At 40.0% G+C, this 15,688-nt stretch carries 9 protein-coding genes; 4 read left to right on the plus strand and 5 right to left on the minus strand.

Annotated elements, in window-relative coordinates; all coding sequences use genetic code 11:
- Positions 1 to 20: 20 nt before the first annotated feature.
- A complete protein-coding gene (locus JOD21_RS02640; protein ID WP_204728112.1) occupies positions 21 to 4,205 on the minus strand; it encodes an S-layer homology domain-containing protein in 4,185 nt (1,394 codons plus the stop codon).
- Between the two features lie 360 nt (positions 4,206 to 4,565).
- On the opposite strand from JOD21_RS02640, the gene JOD21_RS19605 reads away from it, so the two are divergent.
- Together JOD21_RS19605 and JOD21_RS02650 are read left to right on the plus strand one after the other, a co-directional pair.
- Positions 4,566 to 4,649: a magnesium chelatase subunit ChlI family protein gene (locus tag JOD21_RS19605; RefSeq protein ID WP_420844232.1), complete on the plus strand. Its 84-nt coding sequence runs from the start codon at positions 4,566 to 4,568 to the stop codon at positions 4,647 to 4,649.
- A 48-nt stretch (positions 4,650 to 4,697) separates the two neighbouring features.
- Positions 4,698 to 4,916, plus strand: coding sequence for a transposase (locus JOD21_RS02650; RefSeq protein ID WP_204728113.1), 219 nt, complete (start codon positions 4,698 to 4,700; stop codon positions 4,914 to 4,916).
- Between the two features lie 479 nt (positions 4,917 to 5,395).
- Here the strand turns inward: JOD21_RS02650 and JOD21_RS19415 are convergent, their stop codons facing one another.
- The 4 genes from JOD21_RS19415 to JOD21_RS02665 all read right to left on the minus strand — a co-directional run bounded on the left by JOD21_RS19415 (position 5,396) and on the right by JOD21_RS02665 (position 11,986).
- The gene (locus JOD21_RS19415; protein ID WP_275579559.1) at positions 5,396 to 6,082 is read right to left on the minus strand and encodes an IS3 family transposase; all 687 of its coding nucleotides are present in this window, start codon (positions 6,080 to 6,082) and stop codon (positions 5,396 to 5,398) included.
- A gap of 156 nt (positions 6,083 to 6,238) precedes the next feature.
- Complete coding sequence (locus JOD21_RS19420) at positions 6,239 to 6,748, minus strand: helix-turn-helix domain-containing protein (RefSeq protein WP_275579560.1); 510 nt, start codon at positions 6,746 to 6,748, stop codon at positions 6,239 to 6,241.
- A 309-nt stretch (positions 6,749 to 7,057) separates the two neighbouring features.
- Positions 7,058 to 10,054, minus strand: coding sequence for an S-layer homology domain-containing protein (locus JOD21_RS02660; protein WP_204728114.1), 2,997 nt, complete (start codon positions 10,052 to 10,054; stop codon positions 7,058 to 7,060).
- A 504-nt stretch (positions 10,055 to 10,558) separates the two neighbouring features.
- Entirely contained in the window at positions 10,559 to 11,986 is a 1,428-nt protein-coding gene (locus JOD21_RS02665) for an S-layer homology domain-containing protein (protein ID WP_204728115.1), read from the minus strand.
- Between the two features lie 275 nt (positions 11,987 to 12,261).
- Here JOD21_RS02665 and secA2 point away from each other — a divergent pair, with 275 nt between their 5' ends.
- Positions 12,262 to 14,640, plus strand: coding sequence for an accessory Sec system translocase SecA2 (gene secA2, locus JOD21_RS02670; protein WP_204728116.1), 2,379 nt, complete (start codon positions 12,262 to 12,264; stop codon positions 14,638 to 14,640).
- A complete protein-coding gene (locus JOD21_RS02675) occupies positions 14,637 to 15,536 on the plus strand; it encodes an accessory Sec system S-layer assembly protein (RefSeq protein WP_204728117.1) in 900 nt (299 codons plus the stop codon). Before secA2 ends, JOD21_RS02675 begins: the two co-directional genes overlap by 4 nt.
- Positions 15,537 to 15,688: the final 152 nt, after the last annotated feature.

Below are 15,688 nucleotides of genomic sequence, written 5' to 3' on the forward strand. Positions count from 1 at the left end.
TTTTCCCCATCTTTATCGAACTACTCCCCACTAATCGTAATCGTTTGCTCAAAAGGTGCTACAACAAATGGTGTTCCCGATTCGATATTCATCTTAATATTGAATTCTCCGGATTTAGTTGGTAAACCTTCTAACAGGTTTTCTATTGAAATATCTGTATTGGTTGATTCAACTTCTTTTTCTACTGAATTACCCTGAGCATCTGTAACTGTAATTTGAATAAGTACATCATCACCCTTGTAATGCATATCTGAACTTCTTCCAGTAGCTAAATTAAATGCTCTTGTACGATTAGAAAAACCAACTATTTGAAAATCAAAATAATCGTTCGAATTGTAAGTGTACTCTGGAGGAGCTCCACGAATCTCAAACTCAAAACTATTTTCAAACATAATACTATTTTCTTTTAACCCTTCAGTAAAAGTCTGACTTATTGAAGATGACCAAAACTGATCATCTTTAACAAAGATTACATCTGCACTAATCCCTTTAATATCATCCCTATTTGTATAAAATTTGTTTAATCCTTCTTCTCTATTCGAACTGGTAGATCTGAATACAAAATCTCCAGATTCATTTTCGAAAGATACAAACACATGATCTACCCTCATTGCTGCTTCAGTTGTAGTTTTAGTAACTAAATCAACTGACTGATAATTCTCCAAATAATTAAGTGTGTTTTCACCTGCATTTAATACGAGGTCTTCTTCAATAAATGAATACGATGACTGTCCGGCTACACCAAAAATATCTAGGTTGTAGCGTCCGCTCGGAATTTGAGTTTCATGATGCACCGTAAATTGGCCCATTACTACACCTGTGTCGTCTAAGATAGCTGCTCCAAAACTCTTATACCCTTTTTCTTCAGTAAGACCTTCAGGTAGAGTAATGTCTAAAGTGGAGTCTGGATACACATCTACCGCAAATTGATTTTGATTTCTAAATTCTTCTTTAGTAATCGATTTATAGAAAACCCGGTCACCTGTGTGGAATACAAAAGTTAGCCCTTTAGCATCCCCTATACCAAATCCGGAAACTTCTGCACTGTACCTCGAAGCTTCTTCTTTCAGATTGAGAATTTTGGCTTCATGTTCTTCATAAGAGCGATTCTCAAAGTTTCTGAATACACGAACGCGAATATTTTCAGATTCAAAGCCTTCTAATTCTAAATCAAAAGTTAAAGTAACAACCTTATCCCCAATTGTTTCAGTTTCAGCTTTAAAATTCTCATTAGCCTCTTTTAATGTATCAACTGCACTAGTGATTTCTGCTACAGTTACTTTATAGGTCCAGTAAACTTCATCAGCAACAGTGATTGCTTGTTCAAGTACTGAAATACTTGATGAATGCTCTGCAGAATCTGCACGACCTACTGTACGTTTAGCCTCAGAGATCATTTCTCTTAACGGAGTACGGTCTACATAAATTTTGGACTGTTTAAAAGTGGCGATCGCGTCTCTTAATTCTGTTGAATTCTCATCAATTTTATTTTGATTATCTACAGTTGCACCCTCTAAATCAAGTACTGTTTTTACAGTTTCTAATGTAGTTTCAAGTGTTTCTTTAGAAGAACTCGGATAATCATCATGACGACCTTCATACTCTGCGTTCAGCAGACGTCCTTCTGCCTCGGCGATCAATCTTTCAAGTTCGCTCTTGTCCAGTACAACTTCAAACTCGGGCAGTTCTCCCTCAAGTTCCTTACCATCAGCATCGACAAACTTAATCTCTACACCTGGACGTTTAGTTTTTTGGGTGATTTCAGTACCATCCTTGATTTTCAAGGTTGCAGCACTTCTAATCATCAGATTTGCTACCGGTTGCTGAATATCTACTATCGATGTAGAATTGACCACTACATTATCTACGGGTGCATTAATAATGACATCATGTCCTTCTTCCACCCATAGTGTTCCTTCTACTTTTCCTTGCCCCTCATTCCGAATCTGGATAGTATCGCCGGCAGTTACAGTAATATTTCCTTTAAACGTCGTGTTGCCTGTGAATACGATTGATTCACCGCCCCCACCTTCAAATGAATGTGAAGAATGAGCTGTATCAGTTACGTTTTCCAGCTCTAGATCATCTACTTCTTGATCAATTGTGAGATTTACAATTACGCAATTTTTAACTGTGTTTTTATCTCCAATGACATGAAGTTCATTTAACTCTGTACCATTAAAATCAAATGTCTGTTCAGCTACACCATCTGGGATGACTACTTTTTTAGAAATGGTAGCTAATTCTTCTGTGAGATTAATTTCTTTAGTTAAATGAATTTCTTCTACATCTATACTTTCTTCAGCATATTTGAGTGCTTCTCCAGACGTAACAGTTGCGATTCCATCTTTTACAGAGAGACCTTGGAATTGAACTGTTAACTTATAAAGAATCGGCTCGTCATACCCTTCAATTTTGCCTTTAAAGTAAAATTCACCTACTTCATCCGTTACCACAGTGCCTTCCCAGGAAACAGTTCTTTGTTCTGTAGAAGTATCATTCATCGTAACAGTAACAGTTTCCGGAAGCTTTACTTCTTCTCCACGTGCTACTGTTGATTCAAGCGTTTCCACAGATACAATTTCTTTTTCCACTGGCTCAACTGGTTTTGGCTTTGTAACTGGCTTGCCAGGATTTGAAGGAACAACAACTGGTGGTGGATCAATATCAGGGTTTTTAATGTTATCAATCATCCCAATATTATTCTTTACCTGATCATAATTCCTGATCAGTTCCTTAGCACTCTTGTTTTCAGGAACGATTATATTTGAAAACGTTAGTTGTTCACTTAAATTTATTGCTGCAGTTGAAGATTGAATATCAAATTTATTAACATTACCTTTCCCTGTAAGGTTTAATTCGGCATTGTCAGTATTCAGCAGATTAATATTCATAGATCCGGATAGTGTTAACAGTCCAGACGTCGATATATACACTGTGCCTGCTTCACCAATCATATCGAAATTGGAAACATTCTTTAATAATTGCATGACAGGAATTCTTATGGCTGACTGTAGGCTGCCATCAGCGAAAATAGCAAAACTTAATAAAGATGACGTTCCTTTTATCATTACACTTGTTCCTTCAAATGATTGAGCAACAGTGTTTAATGAAGCATTCAAAAACTGTACGTTAAATAATTTTTCGGAAGCTGCTGACAGTTCTTCAGAAGGCGTGATAGATGTTCTTCCTAAGACTGAAATATCAGTACCATCAAAAGACCCTTGATCCGTTCCATAGACTGTTAGGTTATTAATACCTTTCAGATTCTGAACCTTCACATGTGTTCCTTTAATAATAAGATCAGCATTTAAGCTTGTTAGATTACCGTCTAAAATAACAGGTTGTGTCTCACTTTTTCCACTAGCTTTTAGTGTCAGCTTCTTTAATTGAAGCTCACCATCTTTAAATGAATAAGTTACCTCTGCATCCTTCAGAACAGCCGAATTACGTATGTTGAAGATTTCTTTCAGGTCTTCTGAAACTCTGTATGTACCAGTTGTAAGAACTACATTTTCATCGTCAATACTCAGTAATGCTCCAGTTGCTTCATCCAACTTATTTACCTGTTCACTTCGGTGAATAAATGCAGCCATTTGCCCACGTGTCACTGCAGATAAAGGAGCGAATAGTTCGGAAGTTTTACCTGTCGTAATTTTATGTTTGATTAACTCTGTCAGGTAAGGTGAGTACCAGGAATCTGCATTTACGTCTTTAAAAGGATTATCAAGTAAAGACGTTTCCTTAAATCCGAATCCAATCGACAATATTTTCGTCATTTGCGCTCTAGTCAATGTTTCATATGGTCTATAAGTCTGATCCTCTTCATAACCACTGATAATTCCAGCATCAACAAGAGCAGATATGTATGGATAATACCAATCATCTTTAGAAATATCGTTGAATCCCGGGTCAGGAACATTATGTATGTCTAAATCAAGCGTTAGTGTCAGCATTTTCGCTGCCTGTGCCCGTGTAACTGACTGGTATGGACGAAATTCTTTATTTTCATACCCTTTAATAACTTCACGCTCAGTCATTTGATTCACTGCATCATAAAAATAATCTGATTCTTTTACATCTAGGAATGATGATTCAGCTAACACATTGGTTGGTGTTGCAGCCACCACAGCACCTGTCATCATTGTTGCTGAAATAGACATTGCAGCAATTTTGTTAATTCTGCTTTTTTTGTTTTTCTTCAAATAAACTCCTCCTAATATGATAAAATATAACCATTTCTTTTATACCATAAAAAAGGACCATTTACTATAATATTTGGTAATAAATATATATATAGCAGTAAATAAAATGTATTTTTTAGTTCCTATGACCTGAACGTGATTAAGTCTACTTATTCATCTTCATATTATCCAAAATAGCTGACATTCATTTTCGAAGATATATAGCAACGGTACTGCTGAATCATTCTAAAACCGTAATTTCACAAATGCCATTGTTCCGGTTAAACTTTTTGAAGAAAACATTTCATTTACAAGACAGTAGCGGAGCAGAGTTCAGAAGGTTAGTTTTGCAGAGAAATTGACCAGCCGGGCTATCATGAAATTCTAAGACTCGCTCAGACGATTGCAGATATAAATGGTGAATCTGAAATGAATGAGCAGTCCGTTGAAGAAGCGCTTCAGTAAAAAAATAAAGCTTCTCAGGTTCATCAGTCATTAATGAGGTAATTCTGTATGACAGAGAAAAGGAATTTCAGAGAAAACACTTATTATCATATAATTATGCTCGGCAATAACCGTATCTTTATTTTTGAAAGGAAAGAAGACATGAAAGAATTTAAGCGTGCGCTGCGGCACGCTCACCTGAAATATCCTTTCATAGTACCGTCCTATTGTTTTATGACGAATCAATATCATCTGCTGATCCGCGCCAAAAAAGTTCCACTTGGTTAAATCATGGTCGTTGTAAACCACCGTTATAGAGACTCCTATTCAAAACGCTCCGGACACATCGGGCGGATTTATCAAAAACGGTATTACGCCAAAGAAGTTGATGGACCGCTTGGCCTATTAATGGTGAGCAGTTATATCCACCGCAATCCGATCGGAACAACGATTCCGATCGTTGACTACTACCCCTACAGCTCTTACCCACCCTGCCCCACCTTACCTTGACCCGTTCTTATTAAAAGAGCGCTGCCTGATGTTTTAGCGAAAACAAATACTGGAATACCGGGCGGTGGCTGAGGAAGGTCAGCATATGCCCGATGACTGGGTACCGGAGATATAAATGTGTAATGGGAGAGCTTTAAGTTCTTAAAACCCCCTGTCCTCTAAACATTTATGACTATTTATTTCTATTCATAGATAACCCAAAAGCGAGTGATTTCTCAACTGAAGTGACCCCTAAAAGTTAGACACGGTTATTTCGTTTAGGCAGCTTGAGTAAAATGATTTCGGTAATGCACCGAACTCATTTTTAATTTTGCCTTTATGCGTTTCGTGTTGTAATAGTTCATATAGTTTTTTAGTTCTTTTTTAAAATGTTCGACACTTTCAAATTCCTTTAAGTAGAGGAATTCAGATTTCATGATGACGAAAAAATTCTCCTTGATGGAGTTGTCATAACAGTTTCCTTTGCGCGACATACTTTGTATAATCCCTCTCGATTCAAGAACGTGGCGATGTTGTTTCATCTGATAATGCCAGCCTTGATCGGAATGCATGAGTAGCTGGTGTTCCTCTGGCAAATGCTTTAAAGCATTATCCAACATCTCTGAAACCAATGAATACGTCGGTCTAGAGCCAATCGTATAGGTAATAATTTCGCCATTGAATAAATCTAAAACAGGTGATAAATACAGCTTTTCGCCAAACAATTTAAACTCTGTCATATCCGTTACCCACTTTTCGTTTGGTGCTTCCGCTGTAAAATGACGGTCTAAAATATTTGGCGCAATTTTGCCAATCGTCCCTTTATAGGATTTATATTTTTTCATTCTTACTAAGCACTTTAAACCAAGCGCCTTCATAATGCGTTGAACCTTCTTATGATTCACTTTTTGGCCACGATTCGCCAGTTCATCACGAATACGACAATACCCCATAACGGTCTTCATGTTCGTTGTAAATCGCTTGAATTTCAGCTTTTAGCTCGGCATCTGGATCTGGTCGATTGATCTTCTTTACTAAAAAGTAATACGTGCTTCGCTTAATGTCTCCGAATGTCACAAGCGCCTTCACCGAGTATTTATGCCTTAATTCATAGATGACCTTTACTTTGTCTTCTTTGGTGATGTTCCCTTGGCTTGAACTAAGGCATTCAACTTTTTTAAATACTCATTTTCCATACGCAGACGGTTGATTTCTGCCTGTAGTGCTTCCGGTGAGCCTTCTACTGGTGCTTGTTTTGGTTGTTTGTTCGTTTTTTTCATGGATGGACGCCCCTTTTTCTTGGAAAAAAGTGCATCCAATCCTCCTTTTTCTAAGCGAGTTCGCCAATTTCGGATCATTCCAGGGGAAGAAATCCCAAAGAAGACCGCAGCTTCATAAGAGGACACATTATTTTCCTGCTTATAGTTAAGTACGTCCATTTTAAACTGTACTTTATAAGATGCATAGGATTTTTCGAAAACAGCTAATCCGTGGTAGTCGAATTGTTGAATCCAATTCGCTACTACCGAAGTAAAGGTTCTTAAAGATTTTGCGATTTCTTCCATACCTTCTAAACTACTTTTATATCTCGTAATCGCTTCAAACTTTTGGTCATTTGTAAATTTGGTCATAGAAAAACTGCACCTCCAATTGTTAGATGTGTCTAACAATTGGGGTGCAATTCAATATCGCTATTACTCGCTTTTTGTTACTATTTATTCATTTGTAGTTAAATAGTTTTAATTGTTTTTCAGCACAGGGAGCTCATTTCTTCTGAACTTTCTGATAAAAATTTTTGAATTTAAAACTAAATTCATAAATTAAAAGAAAACGAGTGATAGCACATGGCATCACTCGTTTTGTCTCTCCTTATTTAATTGACTCGGGTTGTTTACCTTGAGTTTAAAAATGGGAGCTTTTTAAAGATTATCTAATAATAATTATTCAACGTCTACAGTGATTGTAGTAGATGATACTGTTGTTGTACCGTCTTCAATCTTAAATAGAATTGTACCTTCATCACCATTGCTCGTTGAAGTTCCACCTAAAACATCAAATGGTAAACCAGCAGTAAAGTTAGTACCAGTAAATCCACTTAAAGGTGTAGCAGTTAAAGTACCAAGAGTTTCATCAGTAGCATCAAGCTGACCATTATCATCTAAGTCAATATATAGTACCGGCGCATCAGCATCTGGCGCAACTGTATCAGTACCTGCTACATCGTTAACTCTAACTTTCGCTCCAGTTGCAGCATTATGTTCGATTCCATAAACAATTGAATCTCCAGTAGATTGTGCTCTAACATCTAGCACATCTGAAATATCAATATTTTCGCCAGCTGCAGTTACTGTAGATGGAGCTTCCCAATCTACTTCTGTTGCAAACACAGCAGAATCAGTTACTGTTACATTAAAACGCTTGACAACTTGGTCAGCAGCATTTCTAATAATAACTTCTGTTGAACCTTCACCTTGAGATGTAAAAGTTACATCTGTAGTACCCGCTGCTGCAGGAGCATCTGATGTTACAACTGAAGTATCAGCGATTGTAATATAGTAGTTAGCATCATTATCAGTATTTACTAGATCTTCGTTTCCAACGTAGTATCCAGTCGATGTAAGTTGAACTAGATTCAGTGTAAACTCGTTGTCAAAAGAAAGGTCATTCGCTAAGTTATAGTCTTTTGACTCTGAATCTGCAGTAAACCATAGATCATACTGATAAGGTGTGCTTTCAGTGCCTGTAACATCAATCGCAAAGCGACCTACTTCAGTCCCGTTACTATTTCTAACAATTACAGTACCTTTACCTACATTATCAGCTTGAACGTTAATTTCAGTAACTTCTCCTGTTCCTGCATCAGAGTCCTCAGTGATAGTCACTAAGTCATTTCCTGCTGCATTAACTGGAATATCATACGTAAGCTCTGAAGCACCTGGAGTTGTATCAGTGATTTCAATTGAGTCACCATACTGATCTACTCCAGAAAGTGCATAATCACGATCTGATCCATTAAGTAATTTAACAGAATTTGATTGTAAAGATACACTATCTAGAACTCGAAGGTTTCCTGGAGTATCATCCTGTACAGTAAATGTAAATTCTCTAGATACTGTTCCTGATTGGATAGTGATAGTCGCTGTTCCCGGTGCATTTGCAGTTAAAGTTGTTCCTGAAACTGAAACTACAGCAGGATTAGATGAGCTTACAGTAACTTCATCTAAAGGAATAGAAACGCTATCTTTTCCAGAAAAATCTCCAACAACTCTAGATACTGAAGCACTTTCACCTTCAATTAATGTTGTACTTCTATGAGTGAAGTCATCAGCAGTTCCTAAAGTATCATCAGCTCCGAAGTTTGTAAATGTCGCTGATTCTACTGAAGTAGCTAGTCCTTCAAGATCTCTTACTTCAATGCTACCACTGTCAGATACTACAAACTCATTATCAAGTGTAACGATAACTTCAACTTCGTAATCACCTACAGCAACTTGTGGAGCAAGAAGTCCTGTAGTTGAATTATTAGTATTTGTTGCAAAAATACTTGCAGCATTACCATCTTCATCTACAGCAGCAAACTCAACATCGTAACCTTGTTGTAATAGATCATTGTAGTCAGTTACAACATTTTGACCATTTATATTGAAAGTTAATAATTGATTTGAAGTATCATCGTCATATGTTTTTTCATTCAATGCAATTGATGAAATTTCATAAACAAAATCTACATCAAAATCAAGTGTTTCTTCTCCAACTGCAACAGAAACAGTATAAGTTTCTCCGCTTGTTAATGGACCGCCTAATCTAACTGTAGCTCCATTTCCATCTTCAGTAGCAGTGAATGATTCAACTGTAAATCCATCAATAGAAATATCAGCTGCATCAAGCTCTCCTAATGAAGTACCAGTTAGAAGAAGTGTTGTTGGGTTGATAGCTCTTACTTCTGTTACAGAAGTTTCTACATCAAATACATAAACGCCTTCAACACCATCAACAGAAAGTGTCACTTCATCGCCCTCAAGCTCAGCTGCTAGATCATCAAGATCTGTATGGCTGAATGTAACCATCATTCCGTCCACTTCAGAAACTTCAAGAGCTAGAGCTTCAAGAACTTCTGCAGGGATTTCAGATACAGGCATTCCATTGATTTCAACATCATAGTTATCAAGAACCCACTGAACTGTTACATCTTCCGGAATCTCTTCATCGAATTCAACTGTGAACATGTTACCTTCTTCGTTGAAGTCAACAGAAGTTACAGCTGGAAGTAGTGATTCTTCATAAACTGTAAGTGAACGAATTGCAAATGTAGAGAATTGAGCACGCGTTACAAACTCAAGAGGCTTATACTCATCTACTACAGTTACTCCGTTTTCCACAAGAATGTTGATGTATTCCTGAGCCCACTCTTGAGCGTCTTCGATGTCAGATACAGTAGCATCCACATCTTCAAGATCTTCAAGACCGAAAGCTTCTACAAGAACTTTTGCCATCGCCTGACGAGAAATCGGTGCATTTGGGTTAAAATTATTTTCTTGAGTACCTGTGAAGATACCAAGCTCACGAAGTACTAGTGATGCTTCGTAAAGTTCTTCATCATAGTATGAAGAAGGTACATCAGCAAACTCTTCTGTTTCTGAAGTATCTACTGTAGTTCCTTCAGCAGCGATCCAACGTGAAAGGATAAGTGCTACCTGTCCACGTGTTACGTTATTGTATGGACGGAACTCGTCACCATATCCATTGACAAGACCTAGTTCTACTGCCTTTTGGATATTTGGAGCATGTACATCAGACGGGTTAACGTCTGTGAATGATGGTGCGTCCTGAGCTTGAGGTGTTTCTGCACCTGCGACTGGAGCGACTGCTGAAGCTACTAGTGCAGTTGTAACTGTACCCGCAAGGAACTTGCGGTAAGACTTTGGTTGGTAAGCCATGTAAAAATTTCCTCCTTGTGATTGCATATTATAATCAAGTTGCTTAAAGGGAATATGTAATTATGAAAAAAGACCCATTTACCAACTTGTGAACCTACACCCATCAGTATAGTCATAGGTTACGAGAATGTCAAACCTTTTACAATTTGGAAATTAAAATCATATATTTCCATTAAGAATAGGTTTACCCATTTCAATAACCATCTTTTATTCTACAAGATGACAGAAATATTTCAATCATTTTCTGAAAAATAAAAGAAAAAACTTATTAGAATAAGTTTCTAGACTATTTCATTGAGCTTTTCTAGTGTTCATTTCTTATTTCGTCATCTTTTCGTAAAACTTTAGCGCAAAAAGAAAAAAACTATCTTTACACCCTTTTTATGGGTCGTTACCTATACTTTTATCCTTTTGAATATAATATTCGTTATATTCTCATAACAAAAGAAAAAGAGACTGACGTCCTATGTGAACGTCAGTCTCTTTTGTCATTAATCGCTTACATTACTCAACATTTTCTTCCATGAGTCTAATGGACCGCTCAAAAAACAGCGCATACTGTCCGCGGGTAACCGAATTCCACGGATTGAATGCTGTATTTTCATCAGCATTTGTAATCCCGTTATGAACGATCACTGCAATATCATCATAGATCAGATCATCAGTAGCGATATCCTTAATCTTCAAATCTTCTTCCGGCATTTCATATACTGCTTCAAATGAACGGTTCAGCATACTTGCCATCTGTGAACGATTCAATGGTGCCTGAGCATTCATCTGACCGCCTCTGCCCATGATGCCGTGATACTCCATAATCGCAAGATCTTTGTACCCTGGCGTCTCAGGTGTCAGGTCAGGTGAAGTAACTTCATAGTCTTCTGGCATTTCAAGGCCAAGCGCTCTGACGATCAATGCCGCCGCGTGTCTTCTCTGAAGAACGTTGAACGGTTTGTATGTGCCGTCCTCATAGCCGTTAATGACATCTCTTTGCTGTAGATAAGCCACAGCTGTTTCAAATTCTCCCGGTGATAAGTCACTGAAGATCGTCAGGTCATTACCATACTGCAGGTTGGAACTGGCAATGTATCCTTCACCAAAGTTTCCTTTTACTTTATAGAAGACATAGTGGTTGGCTTCTCCTGCTGCTTCAAACGGTCCTGCTGTGATTTCAAGTGGTGTGTAATGGTTAAGAGATGCAATAACCTCTCCCCCGACTTCACTTCTCACGTTTGAAGTATCGAAACCTTCATGTTCATGAAAAGTGTAGACACTGCTGCCGTTCGTTGCAAGCTGCATAGACGGCGTTTCAGTCGGCCATGTGTAATCGCGGTCCGGGAAGGACATAATTAGGCGGTCTTCTTCAGTGTCACCATAATTGATCTCCAGTTCAGGTGTTTCACCGACCGGAATGACGCTGTTATTACGGATATAGTCGTATACATCCTCCTGATAAGCATCATCATTTGTATTCGGATCATTAATTTGACTCAGGCCGTTATAAGCCATTACAGCAAAGTACCATGATTCAAGATCTCTCGGCTCTCCATCATTCACAATCGGAAGGTTCAGCGCTTTTTTACGAAGCAGATGATCTGCTGCCTGTTCGATATGATAATCCACATCGTTCGCTATACGATCCATATCAATGTCATAGCGTTCAATTTCATCCGCTGTGAACGTCAGCTGCATCAGCCCGATTCCGCCGTCATCAGAGATAACCGGCTGTCCTTCTTCATTAAAATGGTTGAATCCGCCATTTTCTTTATAAGCGATTGCTTTTAACACTTCTGGCGGTATTCCTTTTTCAATGCCTGTTTCAGTCAGCATTTTCTTAAATGCCTGCGTGTCATTCTCTTCTGCAGAAGCGACGTTTGCGCCCACTAGTGAAAGCGCAAGCGCAGCTGCAGTCATGCCAGTCCATTTCATTTTCATCATGATCCCCCTATTAAATATTTTCGTATGTCTTCTTAATCGTGTCTGCCGAGCTGTGTGATAGGAGCGTAAGGGTGACCGACCGCGCGGAAAGCGGTCCCCCTGAAGCGGAAATCAACAGCTCACTTCTACAGACTCTATCATCGTCCTACACTATTAACCTTAACATACTTACCATCTATATCCAGTTTAAATGCTGAGAAATTAATGTAACTGAATACAGTACATGCTATACTGATAGCTGATGCAGTTTACAAGATTAAGGAGAGAACAACATGATTTCTTTCATACAAAAACTTAAAAGCTCCGGTGATGACCGGCAGCTTAAAAAATATAGAAAACTGGCAGAGCAGATCAATGCGCTTGAAAGCCAGTATGAAGAGTACAGTGACCAGCAACTAAGAGAGCAGACCGCGATCTTTAAGGAAAGAGTCGAACAGGGTGAGGCTTTATCTTCCCTTCGTAATGAAGCATTTGCAGTTGTCCGTGAAGCGTCTAAGCGTGTGCTTGGCATGCGCCATTTTGACGTTCAGATGATTGGCGGTATTGCACTTTCAGATAATAACATTGCAGAAATGCCAACCGGTGAAGGGAAAACGCTTGTTGCCTCCCTGCCAAGTTATCTGCACGCGCTTGAAGGCAAAGGTGTTCACGTGATTACCGTGAATGAGTACCTTGCACGCCGTGACCGTGACCTGATTGGACAGGTACATGAATTCCTTGGACTGGATGTCAGCCTGAATATCCCCGGGCTAGAGCCTGACCGCAAGAGAATGGCTTATGCTGCTGATATTACATATGGAATCGGAAGCGAGTTTGGATTTGATTATCTGCGTGACAATATGGTCTATGAGACCGGGCAGCGCGTTCAGCGTCCCCTTCACTACGCCATCATTGATGAAGCAGACAGTGTGTTAATTGATGAAGCAAAGACGCCGCTGATTATTGCCGGTAAAGACGGAATCAGTACTGACCTCAGTTATCTATGTGCCAGGATCGTCAAGAATTTTGAAGAAGGCCGTGAGTTCCATTATGACCTTGAGACAAAAACGACGAACTTAACAGAAGACGGGATTTCAAGTATTGAACGCGGATTTGATATTGATAACCTGTATGAGCTTAAGCACCAGACGCTCTATCATTATGTGATTCAGGCTTTGCGTGCTCGCGTAATGTTCCAGCGTGACGTGGATTATATCGTGAAGGAAGGCAAGATTCTTCTGATTGATATGTTCACAGGGCGACCGATGGAAGGACGTTCATTAAGTAATGGGCTCCACCAGGCGATTGAAGCAAAAGAAGGTCTGGAAGTCACGGAAGAAAACAAAACGCAGGCTTCTATTACGATCCAGAACTACTTCCGCCGCTACGCGAAGCTGTCAGGTATGACAGGTACAGCGAAGACAGAGCAGAAAGAACTTCGTGACATTTACAACCTTGGTGTAGTACAGGTGCCGACAAATAAGCCGATCGCACGTGAAGATATGAAAGATCGCATTTATGAAACTGGTGAGCAGAAGTATCAGGCGGCTGCAGACCGTGCGGAAGAGCTCCATGCTGCCGGACGTCCCATTCTGATTGGAACGACGTCTATTATTCAGTCAGAGCTTGTCTCTAAAGAGTTGAAGAAGCGTGGTCTTCCTCATGAACTCTTGAACGCTAAGAGTCTTGAGCAGGAAGTCCGACTGATCTCACTTGCAGGTCAGAAAGGTTCCATTACGGTTGCGACGAATATGGCGGGACGTGGAACAGATATCGTCCTTGGTGAAGGTGTCCGTGAGCTTGGTGGACTGTACGTAATTGGAACAGAGCGTCATGAAGCACGCCGGATTGATAATCAGTTAAAGGGGCGCTCAGGTCGTCAGGGAGACCCGGGTACATCTGAATTCTTTATCTCACTTGATGATGAAATGTACCGCCGCTTTGCACCGGAAGAGCTTGAAAAACTGAAGAAAAATATTTCTTCTGATAAAAACGGTGAAGTAAAAAGTAAAAAAGCCAAAGAATTCGTTGACCGCGTGCAGCGGATCTGTGAAGGCTCCAACTTCTCGATCCGTGAATATAACCTGAAGCTTGATGATGTACTTGGTGTTCAGCGTGCGACGATTTATGATCTGCGCGATAAGCTGCTTGAACGTGACGCTGTTCATCCGATTCTGAAGAATATTATTTCCTCTCATGCAATGGAGGAAGTACGCCTGCGCTGCCCTGAGGATGAGCCGGATGAAACGTGGGATCGCAAACAGATGAAAGACAACCTGAAACTGATTGTGCCAACAGGTGACTTTTCGTTTATTAACGAAGACACACCACTGAAGAAAATCCAGCAGTCAGTGAAAGAGCAGACTGACGTTTATGTAAACCTTGTAGATGAACACCTGCAGGAGGAGTCATTCTCTGAGCAGCTGAGAAAGTTCCTGCTCGGCCGTACGGATCATTACTGGCTGCGCCATATTGATGCAATGGACCGCCTGAAAGAAGGCGTTGGACTCAGAAGCTACTCTCAGGAAGATCCAATGAGACAGTATCAGCGCGAAGGACTTGAGCTGTTCTCCATGATGTACTATCAGCTCGAGCAGGACGTGAGCAGACAGACTGCACAGCTGATTCATAAGATCGAGACAACGAAGAAGAACGGAGTGAAAGTTAAATGAGCTGGCTGAAAAAATTTACACGTAACAAAAAAAGAGACGGCAAAGATCACGCTGTTTCTTCTGATGAACTCGTAGAAAATACAGAAGCTGCGGGTGAAGAGGAAGTCACAACCGCCCTCTCCCTGCACCCTGGTTCAAGAGTTAATGATGAAGAAAAATATTATTATCAGTTTCTGAATAAAGAATTATCCCCGCTTAAGCGGAACCAGCTGTCACTGGCAGGGATTAACCTTGAACAGGACGAAAAAAGCGGTGCGGTTGCGGTAACGGCATTTGTCAGATCAAGCCTAAAGAAGCCTGTGACGCTCGGTAAAACATTTTTACTGCTGTTAAGTCCTGAAGGTGAGCGACTTGCACGTAAAGAATTTGACCTTGCAGCGCTTGGCGAGCTTCCGGCAGAGAGCAGCCGTCCGTGGCAGTTTATGTTTGAAGCTGGAACTGTTGAGAAGAAAGACATGCCTTCAGAGGACTGGCAGCTTGCTTTTGAACTGAAGCCAAAAGAAGTGCCGCACAGACTCGAGCTTGATGAAAAGTGGGAACAGTCACTGGCAGTTGAGGAACAGGAAAAGCTTGCATCATTTGTGAAGCAGACAGAGCCGCCGAAGCCTGGCGAAGTGAACTTCCTTGGCCTGCAGCAGTCGCGTAAGGAAGATGGCAGTCTTCATGTTACACTGCTGATCCGTAACGGCAGTCAGAAGAATATTCAGCTTGAGCAGCTGCCACTTGTGATTGAAGATGCACAGGGTGATGTAGTAGCAAAGGGTGGATTCAAGCTTGGACCGCTTTCTGTATCAGCGAATACAAGTAAGCCGTGGACATTTATTTTCCCTGCGGAGATGGTGAAGAAGCCGGATGCTGACTTTAGCAGATGGAAAGCTTATCCGCCGAAGCAGTAGGAGTATAAGTAAGAGCACAGTCCGGGATATCGGGACTGTGCTTTTTTTTGCACCAAAAAAGCACCCCGCCATCAGGCGAAGTGCTCCCGGCCACCAACCAGCCGTTGTTATATATTCTAGAGGAAATTTTTATCTGCAAAACCATCTTATCA

Source organism: Jeotgalibacillus terrae, assembly GCF_016908195.1.
GTDB lineage: Bacteria > Bacillota > Bacilli > Bacillales > Jeotgalibacillaceae > Jeotgalibacillus > Jeotgalibacillus terrae.